14 protein-coding genes are annotated in these 19,757 nt (G+C 59.6%); 9 read left to right on the top strand and 5 right to left on the bottom strand.

The annotated features are described in order from the left end of the window. The first annotated feature begins 31 nt into the window (after nucleotides 1–31). Entirely contained in the window at nucleotides 32–1,402 is a 1,371-nt protein-coding gene (locus ACB031_RS04280; RefSeq protein WP_371139071.1) for a hypothetical protein, read from the top strand. A gap of 26 nt (nucleotides 1,403–1,428) precedes the next feature. Here the strand turns inward: ACB031_RS04280 and ACB031_RS04275 are convergent, their stop codons facing one another. The 4 genes from ACB031_RS04275 to ACB031_RS04260 form a co-directional block, all read right to left on the bottom strand. Continuing rightward, nucleotides 1,429–2,811 carry a hypothetical protein gene (locus ACB031_RS04275; protein WP_371139070.1) on the bottom strand — a complete coding sequence of 461 codons (1,383 nt, stop codon included), beginning with the start codon at nucleotides 2,809–2,811 and terminating at the stop codon, nucleotides 1,429–1,431. 342 nt (nucleotides 2,812–3,153) lie between these two features. After that, the gene (locus ACB031_RS04270) at nucleotides 3,154–4,362 is read right to left on the bottom strand and encodes a tyrosine-type recombinase/integrase (protein WP_371139069.1); all 1,209 of its coding nucleotides are present in this window, start codon (nucleotides 4,360–4,362) and stop codon (nucleotides 3,154–3,156) included. Nucleotides 4,363–4,608: 246 nt separating this feature from the next. Further along, the gene (locus ACB031_RS04265; protein ID WP_371139068.1) at nucleotides 4,609–5,823 is read right to left on the bottom strand and encodes an MFS transporter; all 1,215 of its coding nucleotides are present in this window, start codon (nucleotides 5,821–5,823) and stop codon (nucleotides 4,609–4,611) included. Between the two features lie 121 nt (nucleotides 5,824–5,944). Further along, the gene (locus ACB031_RS04260) at nucleotides 5,945–6,724 is read right to left on the bottom strand and encodes a membrane protein (protein ID WP_019840450.1); all 780 of its coding nucleotides are present in this window, start codon (nucleotides 6,722–6,724) and stop codon (nucleotides 5,945–5,947) included. A gap of 388 nt (nucleotides 6,725–7,112) precedes the next feature. Here ACB031_RS04260 and ACB031_RS04255 point away from each other — a divergent pair, with 388 nt between their 5' ends. From ACB031_RS04255 to ACB031_RS04240, 4 genes are all read left to right on the top strand, one after another. Beyond that, nucleotides 7,113–8,738: an MCR-3-related phosphoethanolamine--lipid A transferase gene (locus ACB031_RS04255; protein ID WP_371139067.1), complete on the top strand. Its 1,626-nt coding sequence runs from the start codon at nucleotides 7,113–7,115 to the stop codon at nucleotides 8,736–8,738. Nucleotides 8,739–9,191: 453 nt separating this feature from the next. Next, nucleotides 9,192–11,741 carry a bifunctional lysylphosphatidylglycerol flippase/synthetase MprF gene (gene mprF, locus ACB031_RS04250; RefSeq protein ID WP_211049944.1) on the top strand — a complete coding sequence of 850 codons (2,550 nt, stop codon included), beginning with the start codon at nucleotides 9,192–9,194 and terminating at the stop codon, nucleotides 11,739–11,741. Between the two features lie 9 nt (nucleotides 11,742–11,750). Beyond that, nucleotides 11,751–12,437 (top strand): AcvB/VirJ family lysyl-phosphatidylglycerol hydrolase, encoded by a 687-nt coding sequence (locus tag ACB031_RS04245; protein WP_371139066.1) that lies wholly within the window; start codon nucleotides 11,751–11,753, stop codon nucleotides 12,435–12,437. A gap of 156 nt (nucleotides 12,438–12,593) precedes the next feature. Beyond that, nucleotides 12,594–14,147, top strand: a complete 1,554-nt coding sequence (locus ACB031_RS04240; protein ID WP_371139065.1) for a PAS domain-containing methyl-accepting chemotaxis protein — start codon at nucleotides 12,594–12,596, stop codon at nucleotides 14,145–14,147. A 66-nt stretch (nucleotides 14,148–14,213) separates the two neighbouring features. On the opposite strand, the gene ACB031_RS04235 is transcribed toward ACB031_RS04240, so the two are convergent. Continuing rightward, nucleotides 14,214–15,797 (bottom strand): ABC transporter substrate-binding protein, encoded by a 1,584-nt coding sequence (locus ACB031_RS04235; RefSeq protein ID WP_371139064.1) that lies wholly within the window; start codon nucleotides 15,795–15,797, stop codon nucleotides 14,214–14,216. An 86-nt stretch (nucleotides 15,798–15,883) separates the two neighbouring features. On the opposite strand from ACB031_RS04235, the gene ACB031_RS04230 reads away from it, so the two are divergent. The 4 genes from ACB031_RS04230 to ACB031_RS04215 all read left to right on the top strand — a co-directional run bounded on the left by ACB031_RS04230 (nucleotide 15,884) and on the right by ACB031_RS04215 (nucleotide 19,751). Then, nucleotides 15,884–16,543: a TIGR01621 family pseudouridine synthase gene (locus tag ACB031_RS04230; protein WP_024941094.1), complete on the top strand. Its 660-nt coding sequence runs from the start codon at nucleotides 15,884–15,886 to the stop codon at nucleotides 16,541–16,543. An 11-nt stretch (nucleotides 16,544–16,554) separates the two neighbouring features. Further along, nucleotides 16,555–17,208 carry an HAD family hydrolase gene (locus ACB031_RS04225; protein ID WP_371139063.1) on the top strand — a complete coding sequence of 218 codons (654 nt, stop codon included), beginning with the start codon at nucleotides 16,555–16,557 and terminating at the stop codon, nucleotides 17,206–17,208. A gap of 237 nt (nucleotides 17,209–17,445) precedes the next feature. After that, nucleotides 17,446–18,543: a 4-hydroxyphenylpyruvate dioxygenase gene (hppD, locus tag ACB031_RS04220; protein ID WP_123246409.1), complete on the top strand. Its 1,098-nt coding sequence runs from the start codon at nucleotides 17,446–17,448 to the stop codon at nucleotides 18,541–18,543. A gap of 47 nt (nucleotides 18,544–18,590) precedes the next feature. After that, entirely contained in the window at nucleotides 18,591–19,751 is a 1,161-nt protein-coding gene (locus ACB031_RS04215) for a homogentisate 1,2-dioxygenase (protein WP_010633612.1), read from the top strand. Nucleotides 19,752–19,757: the final 6 nt, after the last annotated feature.

Below are 19,757 nucleotides of genomic sequence, written 5' to 3'. Positions count from 1 at the left end.
CGTCACTTTTTCACTCTGCGAAGATTTATCCATGACATATCGAGTCTTATGGCTGACGCTGGCGACCGGCCTGCTCGCGGCCTGTTCTTCCACAACTTCACTCACTGATGCCGAGTTATCCCAAGCCGCAAAGCAGGGGGATGGTCGCGCCCAGTATGAGCTGGCCAAACGCCTGGCAAGTCAGCCCGATTACCCCAACGCCATGCACTGGATGCAGCAGGCCGCCGAGCAGTCTGGCCCCTTGGCCGCCGATAAAGAGATCCGCGCCAGCGCTGCCTGGCAAGTGGGTGACTGGTATCAGGCAGGGCTCGGGGAGCCCAAAAATCCGACGCTCGCTACCCAGTGGTGGCAGCGTTCAGCTCATCTTGGCAACATCAATGCCAGCTATCGTCTGGGGCTGATGTGCCAGACGCAGCATCAAGGCAAACTGGTGAGCGAATGCCTCGATTGGTTCGAGCAGGCTGCTAAGCGGGATCATGCTGAAGCTCAGTTGATCCTGGCCCGGTGGTACAGCACCACCCAACCGGGGGCAGATACGGATGCCGTCAAGTGGCTTGAACGGTCCGCAGAGCTGGGTAACCGTGATGCCCAATACCTGCTGGGTGAGCGATATGCGCAAGGTAAAGGGGTAGTCAAACGACCAGATCTCGCTCAGCGCTGGAACGATAGATCCGCCGCCCAGCAGCAACCGGACGCTTTGCTACAGCAAGCCAAACAGGTGGCACCAGCCAACGCTTTCGCTGCCTATCAGCGCACTGCTAATGCGGGCTCTGCCGAAGCAGAACTCTGGCTAGGGATGGCTTATCTGGCGGGGGAACAGATCCCGACAGACCCGGCTTTGGGGCGCTATTGGCTGGAGCTGGCTGCCGGACACGGCTCCCACGAAGCCGAGTACCAACTGAGCTTGCAGCAGGTAGACCACAAGCAGCAGGTCTACTGGTTAGAGAAGGCAGCTAACGGTGGCGTACCCAAGGCGTTGTTCGAGCTGGCGGAGCTACAGCATAAGCAAGGTGAACTGACGCAGGCCAGAGCCAGTTATGCCAAGGCTGCCCAACAAGGACACACTGCAGCGCAGTACACCTACGGTGAAATGCTGCGTCTGGGACAAGGGGGAAAAGAGGATTACGCGCTGGCTCTCAAGCAGTATCGCCTAGCGGCCCAGCAGGGCGACCGCCAAGCCCAATACCGAATGGGGGCATTGCGTGAGGAAGGCTTGGGGGCCCCGCGTAACCGAGTTCATGCCTATGCTTGGCTGTCACTGGCGGCAACAGAGGGGATGCCTGAAGCAGTACGGGCTCGTGACGAGCTGGAGGCTGTAATGACCAAGCCAGAAGTACAGCAGGCTCAAAAACTGTCGGAGCATTGGTTTCAGTCATCAAAAAACAAAAGAGAAAGGGGATGACTATATATCCCCTGTCTGTTTTAGTATTAACACTCACTGAAAAACTTCAATTCACCGCATTCCTTGCAGGCGATATGTATGTTATTTCCAGTCATTACGGCAATAATTTCATGAGAGCTACATTCTGTACAATGCAACAAGTTAGGCTCGTGTGCAGTGAAATATTTTCTCTTGATATCTTCTTCCCAGAAAGAGGCCAGTGGTTTGTAAAACCCAGCATCCTTAGCATTAAGTATTTGCTCGTAAAGAATAATGCTTAATGCTGAGCGGGGTAGGGCGAGATTTCTCGGGGGGTTGGATATTGACCATGACTTTGTTTTGGCTCGCTCTGCTTTTTTAAGCATTTCACCAGGGATGCAGTATGTAACATGTCTTCTACCTTTCGAGCGTCCACTATCGTAAAACTTAATGGCATTGTCTATTGCTAGCTTTGCAAGATGACGAATCTCACTTACTGAAAAGTCATTTAGCATGGCAATGATGCTTTTTCTCGTGCTGGTGCTAGGTGGTTCAGTAAGTTGGTCATGTTTCTCTATCGCCGCACTTATATTCATCATGGCCTCTTCAGTGGCTATTCTGAAGATCAAGTCATGTATCTCTATAGACCACTCTGGCTTGATTCTACCATATATGACATCTTGAACGATTTGGTCTCGCAATACTGTTAAATTAGCTTTTTTAATTGTATCTAAGGTGACGTTCACTACCCAAGATACACTCTCAAAATTGAAAGTGTTGAAGTTGTCTAGCTCATGGAAGAAGCAGGTTGGTGTATCAGGATTAACCAGTAATATCTTCCTATGAAAAAGTGATGTCAAGCATTCAACTCCCATACTACGACTTGGCATAAATGGCTTGCTATTAGATGTTTTATTCAGTGGGTGAAAAGTTTGCTCGGTATCAATGTGCCCAGCTTCAATAAGGGCAAGGATAAACAGTTTCTCCGAAAAGCTTAACTGTGAGTAAGGATAAGCAGGGTATGAATTAGTTGAATATTTTTCAGAAATAATAGCTCTGTTCATAGTTGCTTTTATTTCTGCTTTGTGCTTTTTTAAGTTGTTGCATTGGGTGCATGTGCAAAATTCATTTCTGTTGTTATCTTTATCTGCGTACTCTACATGTTGACATTCTATGCATATTGCAGAAGGCTGATTATAGTAGTGTGTATTCTTTCTTCTTACCTCACGATACATCTGTTCTTTACAGTGAGGGCAAGTAAAATTACTCGCTATACATAATGGTAAAATTTTCGAGAGCTTGTTTGGTGTGGTTTTGATATTGTAATCACTTATCAGTTGGGCACACTTATCCCCCGCCTCATATCGGGAAGATAGTTCATCTATCTGTGCTGCAGATAGGTGGGTTAGTTCTTCTCTTATTTTTAGTAACGGCCTATTAGAACTCATCATTAATGCCCCTATTCGAAAGTTCACTTATTTTACATAAAAATTTAAAACTACCAAAGCTGAGCACGGACGGTGATGTTCTGTTTGGTGACTTGATATCGATTACAGGCTGTGGCAAAGAAGAGAATGGATGTAGATACTGGCGTAATACTGGGTTGTCATATGGCATAAGGAATGAAGAGGGGTTTGTAATACTACGCATGCCTATTTTTTGCCATGCCTGATGGACTACAGTAAAGATATGGTCAGGCTGTCTGAGCTCTACCCTGGCAAGATGGCATCATCAGTCAGAGCAAGCTAAAAAAAGAACATAGAAGGAAGCGGCCCTGATGGGCCGCTTCCTTCTTATTCTGTTGGTAAATTATCAGCCACAAACTCTGCCCAGGCATCCATCATCGGACGTCGCTGATCCAGCAAGTCTGTGCGGTGGTATGCAGCTTCGACCTTGTTCTGCACTGTGTGGGCTAACGCTCGTTCAGCGAGATCTCGCGCATAGCCTTGCTCGCTACACCAGTCTCGAAAGCTGGAACGAAAGCCATGAGCAGTTGCCATTCTGTCAGGAGTACAGCTCGCCGCTTTGGTTCTTCTCAGAAACATCGTCAGCACTGTGTCTGAGAGCGGTACCTGGTCTCTGGGAGAAGGGAACACCAAGTCGTCATGTAATCCCCTTAACCCCTTCAGGATCTCGACTGCACGAAGAGATAACGGAACACGATGTTGTTGCTTAGCTTTCATACGTTCGGCTGGTAGGGTCCAGATCCTTGCTTCCAAGTCGACTTCTGACCACTTCATGGCTCTGACTTCACCTGAGCGGCAAGCGGTCAGGATCAAGAACTCCAGCATTGAGCGGGTTACATCGTATTGTTGCTCCGTTCTTAGGTGCTTTTGCACAAATGCAGGGATATCACGCCAAGGCATTGCAGGCTGGTGTTCTACCCGTACAGACTTGCTGGGTTGTGCCGGTAGTAAGTGACCCACCACATCTACTGGGTTTGCGGAGGTATAGCCATGAGCCCATGCCCAAGCCATGACTGCGTGTAAACGCTGTTTAACACGGCTTGCCGTTTCTGGGATCGTCAGCCATATCGGTTGCAGGACTGAAGCGATATGAGCTGGGGTTATCGTATCAATGGAGATAGCACCAATGGTAGGAAAGGCATATTGCTCCAATGTGGTGATCCATTGTTTCCCGTGCTTGGGGTTCTTCCAGCCTGGTAGCAAGCTTTCGTAGACCAATCTGGCAGATGCTTCCAACGTCGGGATTTTCGGCTTGTTCTGCTCCTGCAGCCGAACCTCTAGCGGATCCAGATTATTCGCCAGTTGTTCCCGCATTGCCTGTGCGTCTCGAGCTGCGTCAGCGATGGAGATCTCGGGGTAAGTTCCTAGGCCTGCATTACGTCGTTTCTTCGTCAGTGGGCTGACATAGCGGAATACCCACTTACCTCTTCCTTTGACGGTTGAGGGGTGTAGCGTCAACCCAGTTACACCACCATGAGCAAGGGGTTTATCTTCAGGCTTGATGCTACGAGCTTTGGTATCGGTGAGGATTGCCATCAGGTAACCTCCTTGGGAATTGAATATGCCACGCAGTATGCCACCAAGCATGCGCAGTGGTAACATGTGATTGGGATGAATCGGACAAGAGTTACCTATAACTTACTGATAGGGTTTGGTTTGTCTGACTGCTTCAGAATTGATTGGACGTTATTGCGGCGGGCACCTCCTCCGCCATTTTCAGAAAAGCCCCGGCAACCAGGTTGCCGGGGCTTTTTGCTGTCTGTTGCAAGCGGGATGCGCTGCTCATGGCTGGCTGCCGGGGGAGGGCTGCGGGTATCTGCCGAGCACCAGCAGGGTGAGCAGGCAGCAGGCGGCGCCGGCGTAGAAGGTGCAGGCGGCGCCCAGAGTGTCCCACAGCAGCCCGGCCAGCAGGCTGGCCAGCAACATGGCGAGGCCGCAGACCAGATTGAAGAAGCCGAACGCGCTGCCGCGCAGTTTCGCGGGCGCGCTGGCGGCCACCATGGCGGCCAGCAGACCCTGGGTCATCCCCAGATGAATGCCCCACAACATCACCCCCAACAGCAATGACCCCCAGTGGGTGCTGGCCGCCAGCACCAGATCGGCGGCCACCAGCACCAGCAACCCCCAGACCAGCAGGGTACGGTGACTCATGCGATCCGAGAGGCGGCCGAACGGATAGGCGCCGAGGGCATAGACCAGGTTCATTGCCACCATGACCAGCGGCACCAGGGCGAGCGCCATGCCGCTTTGCTGGGCGCGCAGCACCAGAAAGGCTTCGCTGAAACGGGCCAGGGTAAACAGGGCGCCGATGAGCACCACCCAGCGATAGGGTTTACCCAGCTGGCGCAGGTTGTCGCGCCGCAAGGGGTTGCTGCGGGCGTGGTGTCCAGCCGCTTTGGGTTCACGCAGGCCGATGGCGAGCAGGGTGACCGAGGCCAGCCCGGGAATGACCGCCAGCCAGAAGATGGCGCGAAAGTCATCGTGCCAGAGCAGCATCAGCCCCACCGCCAGCAGCGGCCCCAGCAGGGCGCCGACCGTGTCGAGAGACTGGCGCAGGCCGAAGGCAGCGCCGCGCAGCTCCGGCGGAGTGAGGTCGGCCACCAGTGCATCGCGGGGGGCGCCACGGATGCCCTTGCCAACTCTGTCCAGCAGGCGGGCGGTCAGGATTAGCCCGCTGCCGGTAGCGATGGCAAACAGCGGCTTGGTCAGCGCTCCCAGCCCGTAGCCCAGCAGGGCCAATCCCTTGCGGCGTCCCAAATAGTCGCTCAGGGTGCCGGAGAAGACCTTGACCATCAGGGCCGTCGCCTCTGCCATCCCTTCGATGAGGCCGATGGTGAGGGCGCTGCTGCCGAGCACGGTCACCATGAACAGGGGCAGCAGGCTGTGGATCATCTCGGACGAGATGTCCATCAGCAGGCTGACAAACCCCAGCACCCAGACGCCACTCGGGATCCGGCCGGCGGGTTGGGGAGCGGGGGGGCGGCTTATTGTGGTCATGGGGTTCTCCTGTCTTGCATCGATTCACCCAGAGCATAGCCAGCCCGGCCGCCACAAGGCTGCCGGGCTGGCTGGTCATGTCTGCCAGCGTGACCGCAGACGGTTGCCTGCGGTCACGGCATCATTGCTCGATGTCGAGTTCGGCCCGAACCGGTTGCCGGTTGCGCAGGGTCGAGATCAGCACCAGGGTGGCGATGGCGGCCAGCAGGGCAAAAGAGGCGGAGTAACGGCTCAGTTCAAGCCCGCCCTTGCTGAGCGGCTTGTCCAGAAAATCCCCCACCACGGCGCCAAGGGGCCTGGTCAGGATGAAGGCGGCCCAGAACAGCAGGGTGCGCGATACCCGGGTCAGGTAGTAGGCGGCAACGATGGCGGCCAGCATGCCGCCAAACAGCAGGGTGCTGCCCGCATAGCCAAAGCCGGCCTCGTCTGCGGTCCAGTCGCCCAGTGCGGTGCCCAGAGTCTGGGAGAACATGATGGTCAACCAGTAGAACAGCTCGGTGCGCGGCGTGGTGATGCTGCCGGTGGAGATGCTGCCCTGCAGCCGATACCAGAGCAGGAAGGATCCCATCAGCAAGGCCAGCAGCAGGGTGGAGCCGCCGTCATAGCCCAGCCCGAGCGAGCGATCGGCAAAATCCGCCAGGGTGGTGCCGACCGTGGTGGTGGCGATGATGGTGGTCCAGTAAAGGAAGGGGTTGTAGGAGGTCGTTGCGATCTGCGCGCTGACCGAGACGAAGAAGATCACGGCAAAGATGCCTGTGCTCACCAGATAACCGAGCTCCATCGACATGGAAACGGCGTCCCCCCCTGTCTCCCCCAGGGTGGTCGCCAGGATCTTGATGACCCAGAACGCCAGGGTGATCTCTGGCACCTTGCTGATCGCTGCCTTGCTGTTGTCGTGCATGTTAACCCTCTCTCGTATCTGTCGTATGACGAGGACTCGTCAGGAGACAGCGTCGCCGAGCACTCTTAAGCAAAACTTAAGCGCGGGAGAGGGACCTGAAAAATGGTGGTAACGACGTGCCGATGGGAGGGCGTTGTCATTCAATATGACAGCGCGCCGGTTTTTTGAGCGACCACATAACACGGATTGCTTAATTCTTCCTTAAGTTTTGCCGGTTAGGCTGTCGGTTTGCTGTGATTGTTGATATTTATCACATTATTGAAAATGTCTGAAAATATCGCATTTGGCGTTTTCAACACACTGTTAATATCCGGCGCCAAATATCGGCGTGTCGACTCCGGAGCGGGTATTTCAAGGTGTAATAAAGAAGTGTAACAGGGAGATATACATGCCTTCTTTTCTTAGAATAAGAATTGTTCCATTTGTTTTTTTGCTGGCATTCATCTTTGCCTTCTTGCTGAACTGGCCAGTATTGCTGCATTTTTATGAAATATTGACACAGCTTGAACATTTTAAAATCGGGTTTGCCATCTCTATTCCCATCGTGCTGGTTGCGGCATTGAACTTTGTCTTCATGCCATTTTCTGTGCGTTATTTCATCAAGCCTTTCTTTGCCTTTCTGTTTATCACGGGGGCCATTGCCAGCTATACCATGATGAAATACAAGGTGCTGTTTGATGGCAACATGATCCAGAACATCTTTGAGACCAACCAGAGCGAGGCGCACTCCTATCTGAGCGTGCCCATCGTGATCTGGGTATTGCTGGCCGGGGTGTTGCCGGCGGTGCTGCTGTTCTTCGTCAAGATAGAGTATCCGGCCAAGTGGTATCAGGGGCTGCTGCAGCGCGGGCTCTCCATGCTGGCCTCCCTCGTGGTGCTGGGGCTCATCGCCGCGGCCTACTACCAGGACTACGCCTCGGTCGGGCGCAACAACCAGACCCTGAACCGGGAGATAGTGCCGGCCAACTACATGTACAGCACCGCCAGGTATCTGCAGAAACGCTATCTGACAGAGCCGGTGCCGTTCCAGCGCCTGGGCGACGACGCCAGGCGGGTGGCCGGTGCGGACAAGCCGACCATGATGTTCCTGGTGGTAGGGGAGACGGCGCGCGGCAAGAACTTCTCCATGAACGGCTATCACAAGGAGACCAACCCCTTCACCAGCAAGCAGGCGGGGATCATCTCCTTCAACGACGTGCGCTCCTGCGGCACGGCGACCGCGGTCTCGGTGCCCTGCATGTTCTCCAACATGGGGCGCAACCAGTTCGACGGCAACCAGGCCCGCAACAGCGAAGGGCTGCTGGACGTGCTGCAAAAGAGCGGCGTCTCCATCTTCTGGAAGGAGAACGACGGCGGCTGCAAGGGGGTGTGCGATCGGGTGCCCAACATGGTGGTCAACCCCAAGGATCACCCCAAGTTCTGCGACAAGAACACCTGTTATGACGAGGTGGTGCTGGAGGGGCTGGATGACGAACTGGCGGGCATGAAGGGGGACAAGCTGGTGGGCTTCCACCTCATCGGCAGCCATGGGCCGACCTATTACAAGCGTTATCCGGGCTCGCACCGCCACTTTCTGCCGGATTGCCAGCGCAGCGACATCGAGAACTGCACCGATCAGGAGCTGGAGAATACCTATGACAACACCATTCGCTACACCGATTATGTGATTGCCAGCATGATCGAGCGCTTGAAAAAGTACGAGGACAAATACAATACGGCGCTGGTCTATATTTCCGACCACGGTGAGTCACTGGGGGCATTGGGACTTTATCTGCACGGCACCCCTTATAAATTTGCGCCGGATGATCAGACCCGGGTCCCCATGCAGGTGTGGATGTCATCGGGTTTTGCCAAAGAGAAGGGGATGAACCTCGACTGTTTGCAGCAGAAGGCGGCCAATACCCGTTATTCTCACGACAACCTGTTTTCCTCCATGTTGGGGATCTGGGATGTGAATACGGCCGTATATGAACAGCCGCTGGATATCTTCAGCCAGTGTCGCAGCGTGCAATAACGCCATAGCGAGATAAAGGGGAGCCAGGCTCCCCTTTTTATTTTGGCGCGCCACTATGATTATCCTTTGAGCGACTTGTCGCACCGACCAGATGGGGCGGGCGGATCCCTTTATCTGGTGTATGATATTTCTGATTATTAATTGTTCAGAGCGATGGCGGGATGTGGGTCTGCGTCGCCGGGGAATTAATCCGGCCAGGGCTGAGTAATTTATTTTCACGGCGAGACTCGTCTTTTGCAAAAGAGTCGATATAAAGTGGGATGCCATGCTGGGGCGCGCGGGTTTGCCGGAGGAACAGGCCGTCACGCTCACCTTCCCGGCTCGTCCGTCATGGCGCATCACACAGCAATCAAAGAGCAAGGGGCGAGTACGTGCCAGGGGCACTGCCCGCCTCGGTGCAATGTTCAGCAACATGACGCAGGCAGCCATGAGCCGCGTCGGTAGGGATTGGCAATGCGGCGTCATCTGTTTATCTGGTTAGGCCCGTTATGTAGCTTGTTGTTGTTGGGGGCGGCGCTGGTCGTCCTCTATCGTTTGACCCACCTCTGGCACTGGCACGACATCCGGCTGGCCATCTGGTCTTTGCCGCTGCCGCTGCTGGGCGGTGCCCTGTTGCTGACCCTGCTCAGCTATGGCTGCCTCTGCTGCTACGACATGCTGGCGGTGCACGCCCTCGGCAAGCGGCTGCCCTGGCAGCAGGTGGGGGTCACCTCGTTTATCGCCTACACCTTCTCCAATACCCTGGGTTTCGCCCTGCTGACCGGCTCGTCGGTGCGCTATCGCATCTACTCGGCCCTCGGGCTCAACACCGGGGAAGTGGCCAGGATCATCCTCTTCTGCTCGGTGACCTTCTTCCTCGGCCTGCTGGCCTGGGGGGGCTCCGCCCTGCTGGTGGGGCAGGCCACCACCCTGTTGCCGGACTGGCCGCTGTGGGCCGATCAGCTGCTCAACCTGGCGGGGGGGCTGGCACTCTTGGCGGTGCTTGGCTACCTGTGCTGGCCAAAGCCCGTGCTGGTCTGGCGCGGCCACGAGCTGGTGCTGCCGGTATTCAGAACCCGGTTGCTGCAACTGCTGGTGGCGCTGCTGGACTGGATGGCCGCCGCCGCCGTGCTCTATGTGCTGCTGCCGGCGGACAGCGTCTCCTATCCGGTGCTGCTCAGTGCCTTCGTGCTGGCCAGCTTCCTCGGGGTGCTGGCCCATGTGCCGGGCGGGATCGGGGTGTTCGAGGCGAGCATGAGCCTGCTGCTGGCCAAGTACCTGCCGGTGGACAAGCTCCTGGCCTCCCTGCTGCTCTATCGCTGCATCTACTATGTGCTGCCTTTCCTGTGCGCCCTGCTGCTGTTCACCAGCCAGGAGCTGCTGCAGCAGAAGGCGCGCTGGAGCCGGCTGCAGGGCATCATGAGCGCGGTGCGCGAGTTTTTGCCGGCGCTGATCAGCCTGGGAGCGTTCGCGGCGGGCAGCCTGCTGCTCTGCTCCGGGATGATCCCCACCATGCGCGGGCGCATCGAGATGTTCCTGCAGGTATTGCCGCTGCACCTGCTGGAGCTCTCCCATGTGCTGGGCAGCGTCAGCGGCGTGCTGCTGATCCTGCTGGCCCGCAGCCTCTACCGGCGCCACGATGCCGCGTTTCGCATCACCCAGCTGCTGTTGGGGCTGGGGATGATCTTCTCCCTGCTCAAGGGGTTTGACTGGGAGTCGGCTCTGCTGCTCGGGCTGTTCCTGCTCATCATCACCCCCTGTCGCTCACTGTTCTATCGCAAGGGCTCCCTGCTGCACGCCCAGTTCACCCCGGGCTGGCTCATCTCGGTGGGGGCCGTGCTGCTGGGGGCGCTCTGGCTGCTGCTCTTCTCCTACCGCCAGGTGGAGTATGACCACGCCCTCTGGTTCCACTTCTCGCCCCATGGCGCCGCCTCACGCGGGCTGCGGGCCATGGGCAGCGTGGTGGCGGTACTGGCGGTGGTGGGGGTGGCCCAGCTGCTGGCGCCGCTGCGGGTCTCCGGGCGCAAGCCGGAGCCGGACGAGCTGGCCCGTGCCCATGCCCTGGTGCTGCGCGAGGGGGGCGGCCACGGTTACCTGGCCCAGCTTGGCGACAAGTCGCTGCTGTTTCATCCCGGCGGCGAGGCGTTTCTGATGTACGGCGTCGAGGGCAACGGCTGGATCGTGATGGGGGATCCCATCGGTCAGCCTGAGCTTATCGAGGAGCTGCTCTGGCAGTTTCGCGAGCTGTGCGATCAGCACGATGCCAGCCCGGTGTTCTACCAGGTGTCGGCACGCTACCTGCCGCTCTATCTGGAGCTGGGGCTGATCCCGTTCAAGCTGGGGGAGGAGGCCATCGTCGATCTGGCAGCCTTCGAGCTGGCCGGCAGCCGGCTGCGCAACCTGCGCCAGAGCCATGCCAAGGGCAAGCGGGAGGGGTTGTCGTTCGAGGTGGTGGCGCCGGAATGCGTGCCTGCACTGCTGCCCCGCCTCAAGGAGGTGTCGGACACCTGGCTGCAGAGCAAGCAGGGCAAGGAGAAGGGCTTCTCGGTGGGCAGTTTCGAGCCGGCCTATCTCAGTCTGAGCCCGGCCGCCCTGGTGTGGCACGAGGGTCAGATCGTCGGCTTTGCCAACCTCTGGGTCAGCGCCAACAAGGCGAGCCTCTCCATCGATCTGATGCGCTACAGCCTGGACACGGGCACGGCCCCCATCATGGATTTCCTGTTCGTCGAGCTGCTGCTGTGGGGCAAGGGCGAGGGTTACGCCAGCTTCAATCTCGGCATGGCCCCCATGTCCGGCTTCAACGATCACCCCTTGAGCGGCTACTGGACCAAGCTTGGCAACACCATCTTCACCCGGGGCAGCCGTTTCTACAATTTTCAGGGGCTCAGGCGCTACAAGGAGAAGTTCTCGCCGGACTGGGAGCCGCGCTACCTGCTCTGCGCCAGCAAGCTGGTGTTGCCGCGGGTGCTGACCAACCTGATCTCCCTGATCAGCCGAGGCCCGTTCGGGCTCATAAAAAAGTAGGAGTCGTTCATGAAGATCCTGTTATTGCTGCTGGCGTGCTGCGCCTTCTCGCTCTCGGCCGCGCCGGTGAAAGAAGATCTCGGGTTGGTGGAGCTGCCGGTGGCGCAAGCCTCGAATGCCCCCATGGTGGTGTTTCTGAGCGGTGATGGCGGCTGGGCCGCGCTGGACAAGGGGCTCAGCGCCCAGTTGCAGCAGCACGGCATGCCGGTGGTGGGCTGGAGCTCGCTCACCTACTACTGGAAGAAGAAGGATCCAGAGCAGGTCACCGCCGATCTGGTGCGGATCCTGGACGATTACCAGTCCCGCTGGGGGCGCCAGCGCTGGCTGCTGGTGGGCTTCTCCTTCGGGGCGGAAATCGTGCCCTTCGTCATCAACCGGCTGCCCGAACCCTACCGCAAGAGCCTGATCGGGGCCGTGATGCTCTCCCCCTCGACCGCCTCCGACTTCGAGATCCACGTCAGCGACATGGTGACCCGCGACAAGGCGGGCAGCTATCCCACCCAGCCCGAGGTCAACGCCATTCACTCCCTGCCGATGCTCTGCCTGCAGGGGGCGGCAGACGACTCGCCGGTACGGCTCTGCCCCCACTTGCAGCAGCCCAACGTGACTACTGTGACCCTGCCGGGATCCCACCATTTCGAGGATGACTACCCTGTGCTGTACCAGGCCATCGCCAGCCATCTCAGCCTGCAGTAAGTGTGAACGCGGGTAGAAAAACTTGATGTAAATCAAAGTTCATTCCCTATCAGGCCGGATTGCGCGCAGCCGGCCTGTTTCTTTTTGATTTTGCCTTTACAGGCGTGGATTGCTTCCCAACACTCTACTGAGAAATAAAACAGTAGAGGGGGCTGCATGCGCGAACAAAGAGCTCATCTAGTTGATCAGGAAGTGGATTTCGCCGCCGATGAACAGCTGGTGTCCACCACGGATCTGCGGGGCGTGATCACCTACGCCAATGACAACTTCTGCCGGGTCGCCGGTTACAGCCGAGCCGAGCTGGTGGGGCAGCACCACAACATGGTGCGCCACCCCGACATGCCCAAGGCGGCATTTGCCGACCTGTGGGGCAAGCTCAAGCAGGGCCAACCATGGCGCGGCATGGTGAAGAATCGCTGCCAGGATGGTCGCTACTACTGGGTGGATGCCTATGTCACCCCCATCTTCGAGCAGGGCAAGATCAGCGGCTACCAGTCGGTGCGCTGCCGCGCCGATCCTCAAATGAAGCAGATCGCCGCTCGCACCTATGCGCGGCTGCGGGCGGCGGAACAGGGCGGTGGCAGGCCCAGGCTCTCGTTGGCGCGGCTGCGTCACGGGGTGGCGGTGGCCGGGCTGCTGGCACTGGGTTGGCTCGGCACAGTAGAGCTGGGCGGCTGGGCCGCTCTTTACATGGCGCTGCCGCTGATCTTGCTGGGGCTGCTCTATCGTCACGAGCTCATCACCACCCCCCGTTACTTGCAGCAACTAGCCGGCGAGTATGACAGCCTGACCCGTCTCATCTACTCGGGGCAGGAGCCGAGCGCCATCGCCGACTTTCACATCAAGCTGCTGCAGGCCCGTATCCGCACCGTGCTCGGCCGGGTGGACGACGCCACGCACTCGTTGCAGGATCTGGCGGTGCATCTGAAGAGCGCCTCCAGCGAGGCGAGCTCGGACATTGCCGAGCAGGATGCCCAGACCCAGCAGATGGCGACCGCCATCACCGAGATGGCGAGCACGGCGCAGGAGATTGCCCGCAACATCCAGGATACCAACAGCCAGATCGCCGAGGCCAAGGCCCACTGCCAGCACACGGATCAGCAGTTGATCGAGACCGAGCACAAGATCACCGATCTGGCGAAGGAGGCGGAGCACGCCTTTGCCTCGGCGGTGGCGCTGGCCAGCGAGTCGGATCGCATCGGGGTGCTGATGGGGGAGATCCAGGGCATTGCCGATCAGACCAACCTGCTGGCGCTCAACGCCGCCATCGAGGCGGCCCGGGCTGGGGAGCAGGGGCGCGGCTTTGCGGTGGTGGCTGACGAGGTGCGCACCCTGTCTACCCGCACCCACAAGGCGACCGAACAGATCCAGGGCAGCATCGGCCAGATCCAGCGCACCCTGAACGGCTGGAAGGGAATGATGCAGAACAACCTGCAACAGACCCAGGCCTGCGTGGAGATGACCCGGATGGGGTCGGACAGCCTGCATCAGGTGCTGGCGGAGATCGAGCTGGTGATGGACTTCTCGGCCCAGATCTCGGCGGCGGCGGAGCAGCAGCAGGCGGTGGTGGAGGATATCAGCCAGAACGTCAACCTCATCTCCCAGCACTCCCACGCCAACAGCAACAAGATGCAGGACGTGGACGAGTCGAGCGAGATCCTGCTGACCAAGGCCAGACAGCTCAAATCCCTGGGGCAGACCTTCGGCTAGCCGCCGCTGACATCCATACAACAACAAGGCCACCCACGGGTGGCCTTGTGCTGTCAGGCGTGTCGATCAGATCGCGGCCTGGCCCAGCGGGTTCCCCTTGTCGTGGTACATGGCGCGGTCGGCCTGGATCAACCACTGCTCTGGGCGCCAGCCCGGCTGGTACTGGCTGATGCCAACGCTGATGCCGACCGACAGCGGGACTCCCTTCACCTCGAATGGCGGCTGCATGGTGGCCCTGATCTGCTCGGCGATGGCGTCAGCCTGCGCCTGATCATGGTCCGGCAACAGCAACACGAACTCGTCGCCGGCCAGCCTGGCGAAGAAGTGCTGTGGCCCGAGGCTGCGGCTGATCCGCTCCGCCAGCTGGCAGAGGAGGGCGTCGCCGTGGCTGTGGCCGAAGTTGTCGTTGACCTGCTTGAAGTCATTGAGATCGCAAAACAGCAGACAGCCGGGGGTCGGCCCCTTGACCTGGGCATCGAGCCGCTCCATCAGGCTCAGCCGGTTGGGCAGGTTGGTGAGGGGGTCGCGGCGGGCCAGCTGCCAGATCTCCTCCTCCCGCTGGCGGCGCAGGGCGATTTCGCGGTTGAGCCGCTGGTTGCACATCAATAGATAGAGGGCCAGCAGCAGGATCAGCACGCTGGCTGCCAGGCTCAGCAGGAACCAGGGGCGCCAGAAGATCCACTGCTCGGAGGGGGCCTGATAGAGAAAGTCGCTCAAGGAGACCGGCTTTGGCACCAGCCCGATCTCCACCAGCTGCTGCATGATGTGCGCCATGCGGTCCGGATTCATATACCCGATCTCCACATAGAGCGGCTGGATCATCTCCTTGCTCACCTGCAGCTCGTACTCCATGTGGGCCTGACTGCGGTTGACGCCATACTCCTTGCGCAGCAGGGCGATGGCCTCCTGCGGGTGGGCCAGGGCATAGCGCCAGCCGGCCAGGCTGGCGACCCGAAAGCGGGCCACCCGATCCGGATGGGCGTGCTCCTGGGCCTGGGTAGTGAACAGGATGTCGCTGTAGAAATCGATGCCGTAGTTGCGCGGATTGATGACGGAGACGGGAATGCCGCGCTCCTCCAGATAGAAGGGCTCGTTGCTGAGGTAGGCGTTGAAGATGTCGACTCGCCCCTGGATGAGATCCTCGATGTTGACCGAAGTGGGCAGCGGGATGAGCTGACGCTCGCTCAGCCCCTGATAGAAGAGGGTGGCCAGCAGTTCGGCGTCCTGATGGGCCGAAAACATCATGATCCGTTTGCCACGCATGTCATCAACGGTGAGAATGCCGCTGTCACGGCGGGCCAGAAAGATGGACGGCGAGTGCTGATAGACGCTGGCGAGCGCCAGCAGCGGCTTGCCGTTGGCATAGCTGGTCAGCACCTCGGTGTTGCCGACCCCGAAGTCGGCCCGCCCGCTCAGCACCTCTTCTACCGGGCTGATGCCCTTGCCGCCGGGCCGTATCTCGACGTCCAGCCCGGCACTGGCATAGAAGCCCTTGGCCTTGGCCATGTGATAGCCAACGAACTGGGGCTGGTGCAGCCAGCGCAACTGGAGCACCACCCGCTCCGGGGCCTCAAGGGGGGATTCGCTGGCCCGCAGGGGAACAGCATGGCTGATACCGATCAGCAGCAGCCAAAGCAAGCATCTCTTCATCCGTGCGAGTCTTGTTCTGAGTGTTCATGGGGTGCGACCCCGCAGGGTCATCTTCTTGTAATTAAAAACATTCTAAAGGGTTATTGATGTACCGGATACTAGCGCAGCACAAAGATTTCATGGTTATCAACAAGGGGCCCGGGCTCGGCATGCACGACGAGACCGACGAGTCCGGTCTGCTCCATCCGGGCCTGGTCAGCCGGGTCAAGGCCGACACCGGTCTGCTGCTCTATCCGGTGCATCGGCTCGACAAGATGACCTCCGGGCTGGTGCTGCTGGCGCGCACCACCGAGGCCAACCGGGCCCTCAGCATGGCCTTTGCCGCGCGAGAGGTGAGCAAGCAGTATCTGGCCCTCTCCGATCGCAAGCCGAAGAAGAAGCAGGGCTGGGTGAAGGGAGACATGCAAAAGGGGCGGGGGGGCAGCTGGATGCTGACCCGCACACTCGACAACCCCGCCATCAGCTGGTTCGACTCCGTCTCGGTGCGCGAAGGGTTGCGCCTTTATCGCATCAAGCCTCAGACCGGCAAGACCCACCAGATCCGGGTGGCCTTGAAGAGCGTGGGGGCGCCGATCCTCGGGGATGAGCGCTACGGCGGCACGGCGGCCGATCGCGGCTATCTGCACGCCTGGCGCCTCGCCTTCACCCTGGCGGGGGAGGCGTTCGACTTTGTCTGCCCACCCGACGAAGGCACGCTGTTTGTGCTGCCCGAGCTGCACGCCGCCATCGCGGGGTTGGCCGAATGAAGGGGGCTGCCATGCAAGGGGCCTCGGATCTGCCCGCCAGCGGCTGGATCCTGGCGGATTTTGACGACACCCTGGCGCCGGATGATAGCCATGCCGGGCTGCTGCGCTTCATCCTGCGCCGCCGCATCTGGCCGCTGCTGCTGTGGCCTGTGATGGCGCTGGGGGGGCTGGTCTATCTGCTGCCAAGCCAGCGTCGGCGCGGCATTTCACTGATCTGGTGGGCCATCACCCTGGGGCTCTCGCCGCTAGGGTGGCGCCGCCTGGTGCGAGCCTACTGCCGCACCCGACCTGGGCTGTTTCAGGAGGCGCGCGCCCTGTTGCTGGCCGAAGGGCAGCGCTGCTGGGTGCTCTCCGCCAGCCCCCGCGCCCTGGTGCGGGGTCAGCTCCATCAGCAGCTGCCCGGCCAGCTGCCCCATCGCATTTTGGGGTCGCGGATGCACTATCGCCTCGGCGGCCTGATGCCGCGTTTTTACTGTCACGGCCGCCACAAGATCCTGCCCGGGATCCAGGCCCTCGGTGCCACCCTGGCCCTGAGCGACAGCCTGCACGACTTGCCACTGCTGGCTGAGGGGCAGGCGGCCTGGCTCATCAACCCCACCCCGGCGCGGCTGCAACGCGCGCGGCAGTCACTGTCCCACATCGAGCCCAGATACTGGTCCCTGTAAGGCAAAACTGACAGCCTTGTGGGTCGCCACCGAGCGCGCCACAAGGCTGCGGCTTCAATGTCACAATCTATTTACATCTTTTGGCGCCGCCCTCCGCCAAACTATCTGAACGCCGCCTCTTTTCTTCCGCTACGCCCCTGCCTCTAATGAAACAAGTTGTTAACAACGCCGGTGGCAGCTGCCCGCAGCGCCCCGGTGTGACCCGTTTCGTTATCAGTCAATCGCAAGGAGCGCATCATGACGACCACTTCTTCTACCCGTACTCACACCATCAACCCGCTCGGCACCGATGGTTTCGAATTCGTCGAGTACACGGCGCCGGATGCCAAAGGCATTGCCGCCCTCAAGGCGCTGTTCGTCTCGCTGGGCTTTGCCGAGGTGGCGCAGCACAAACACAAGCAGTGCTGGCTCTACCGCCAGGGGGACATCAACTTCGTGGTCAATGCCGAGCCCCACTCCCAGGCCGAGCAGTTTGCCAGCCTGCACGGGCCGAGCGTCTGCGGCATGGCGTTTCGGGTGAGCGATGCCGGCAAGGCCCAGCAGTACGCCATCGCCAAGGGCGCCAAGCCGTTCGTCGGCAAGATTGGTCCCATGGAGCTCAACATCCCCGCCATCTACGGCATCGGCGAGAGCACCCTCTCCTTTGTCGACCGCTACGGCGACAAGGGCTCCATCTATGATGTGGACTTCGTCTTCTATCCGGACTGGCAGGCGCGCATGGCCGAGGTGGATGCAGGGCTCTACGAGATTGACCACCTGACCCACAACGTGCAGCGCGGCAACATGGATGTCTGGTCCAACTTCTACGAGCGGATCGGCAACTTTCGCGAAATCCGCTACTTCGACATCGAGGGCAAGCTGACCGGGCTCCATTCCCGTGCCATGACAGCTCCCTGCGGTAAAATTCGCATTCCCATCAATGAATCCTCTGACGACAAGTCCCAGATTGAGGAGTACCTGCGTCAGTACAAGGGGGAGGGGATCCAGCACATCGCCATGGCGTCGAGCGACATCTACCACACCATCCGTACCCTGCGCGGCCGTGGCACCGGCTTCATGCCGACCCCGGACACCTACTACGAGAAGGTGGACAGCCGGGTCGAGGGGCACCAGGAGGATCTGGCGGCGCTCAAAGAGCTGCGCATTCTCATCGACGGCTCTCCCACCAAGGACGGTATCCTGCTGCAGATCTTCACCGACACAGTGATCGGCCCGGTGTTCTTCGAGATCATCCAGCGCAAGGGCAACGAAGGCTTTGGCGAAGGCAACTTCCAGGCACTGTTCGAATCCATAGAGCTGGATCAGATCCGTCGCGGGGTGCTCAATGATGCGTAACGAAAGCCGCCACGCGCAGGTTGTCGGTCAGGCAAGGGAGGATGGCAATGCGTAACTGGATTAACTTTCCCCACCGGGAGGGGACCCACTCCCGCCAGGCTCATGCCGACCTGCCCGAGCAGGCCATCTATGAGCGTGAACTGGGCCGCTCCGGCTTTTTCGGGCCGGCCACCCACATGCACCACAAGCATGCCCCCACCGACTGGATCAACTGGGAGGGGCCGCTGCGCCCGCGCCTGTTCGATCTCAACGCCTTGGGCGAAGAGGTGAGCTCCCTCTCCCCCTGGGTGATGCCGGATATTCTGAGCAACCCCCACTGCCGCTACCGCATCTGGCGCCTGCACGAGCCCATGCCGTTTCTGGTGCGCAACGCCGATGGCGACGAGCTCCTGTTCATCCACGAGGGGAGCGGTGAGTTTTACTGCGACTACGGTCACCTGACCCTGCGCGATGGCGACTACCTGGTGATCCCCCGCGGCACCATGTGGCGCATCGAGCCGACGGCACCCCTGTTCATCCTGATGATCGAGGCGACCAACGACAGCTACCAGCTGCCGGACAAGGGGCTGGTGGGCAATCACGCCATCTTCGACCCGGCAGCGCTCGATGTACCCGCCATCAACGAGCGCTTCCTGGCCCAGCAGGATGAGAATCCCTGGTCGCTGCAGGTGAAGCGCCACAACCAGGTGTCGGTCATCACCTGGCCGTTCAATCCGCTGGATGCGCAAGGGTGGCACGGGGACTTGTGCGTGGTGCGCCTCAACTGGCGGGACATCCGCCCGCTGATGAGCCACCGCTATCACCTGCCGCCCTCGGCTCACTCCACCTTCGTGGCGAGCCGGTTCGTGGTCTGCACCTTCGTGCCGCGCCCCATCGAGAGCGATCCCGGCGCCCTCAAGGTGCCCTTCTATCACAGCAACGATGACTACGACGAGGTGCTCTTCTACCACGCCGGGGATTTCTTCAGTCGGGACAACATAGAGCGGGGCATGGTCACCTTCCATCCCGCCGGGTTTACCCACGGTCCCCATCCCAAGGCGTTTGCGGCGGGTCAGGCCTACACCAAGAAGTTCACCGACGAGGTGGCGGTGATGCTCGATACCCGAGATGCGCTCAACGTCGGCAGCCTGTGTGACGGGGTGGAGAACCCGCGTTATGTCACCAGCTGGTTGCGCCCGGAACTCACACCCGCCACCAACGGCAAATAAAAGGAA

The sequence above is a fragment of the Aeromonas sp. S8(2024) genome (genome assembly GCF_041403085.1).
GTDB lineage: Bacteria > Pseudomonadota > Gammaproteobacteria > Enterobacterales > Aeromonadaceae > Aeromonas > Aeromonas dhakensis.
This window is presented reverse-complemented; position numbering and strand designations above follow the sequence as displayed.

What these genes read in the sequence shown, in the direction of transcription:
- ACB031_RS04260 (WP_019840450.1), bottom strand. Translation starts at nt 6,724, where the DNA reads ATGCACGACAACAGCAAGGCAGCGATCAGCAAGGTGCCAGAGATCACC.
- ACB031_RS04215 (WP_010633612.1), top strand. Translation starts at nt 18,591, where the DNA reads ATGCGTAACTGGATTAACTTTCCCCACCGGGAGGGGACCCACTCCCGC.
- ACB031_RS04265 (WP_371139068.1), bottom strand. Translation starts at nt 5,823, where the DNA reads ATGACCACAATAAGCCGCCCCCCCGCTCCCCAACCCGCCGGCCGGATC.
- ACB031_RS04225 (WP_371139063.1), top strand. Translation starts at nt 16,555, where the DNA reads ATGCAAGGGGCCTCGGATCTGCCCGCCAGCGGCTGGATCCTGGCGGAT.
- hppD (WP_123246409.1), top strand. Translation starts at nt 17,446, where the DNA reads ATGACGACCACTTCTTCTACCCGTACTCACACCATCAACCCGCTCGGC.
- ACB031_RS04275 (WP_371139070.1), bottom strand. Translation starts at nt 2,811, where the DNA reads ATGATGAGTTCTAATAGGCCGTTACTAAAAATAAGAGAAGAACTAACC.
- ACB031_RS04245 (WP_371139066.1), top strand. Translation starts at nt 11,751, where the DNA reads ATGAAGATCCTGTTATTGCTGCTGGCGTGCTGCGCCTTCTCGCTCTCG.
- ACB031_RS04235 (WP_371139064.1), bottom strand. Translation starts at nt 15,797, where the DNA reads ATGAAGAGATGCTTGCTTTGGCTGCTGCTGATCGGTATCAGCCATGCT.
- ACB031_RS04240 (WP_371139065.1), top strand. Translation starts at nt 12,594, where the DNA reads ATGCGCGAACAAAGAGCTCATCTAGTTGATCAGGAAGTGGATTTCGCC.
- ACB031_RS04255 (WP_371139067.1), top strand. Translation starts at nt 7,113, where the DNA reads ATGCCTTCTTTTCTTAGAATAAGAATTGTTCCATTTGTTTTTTTGCTG.
- ACB031_RS04280 (WP_371139071.1), top strand. Translation starts at nt 32, where the DNA reads ATGACATATCGAGTCTTATGGCTGACGCTGGCGACCGGCCTGCTCGCG.
- mprF (WP_211049944.1), top strand. Translation starts at nt 9,192, where the DNA reads ATGCGGCGTCATCTGTTTATCTGGTTAGGCCCGTTATGTAGCTTGTTG.
- ACB031_RS04270 (WP_371139069.1), bottom strand. Translation starts at nt 4,362, where the DNA reads ATGGCAATCCTCACCGATACCAAAGCTCGTAGCATCAAGCCTGAAGAT.
- ACB031_RS04230 (WP_024941094.1), top strand. Translation starts at nt 15,884, where the DNA reads ATGTACCGGATACTAGCGCAGCACAAAGATTTCATGGTTATCAACAAG.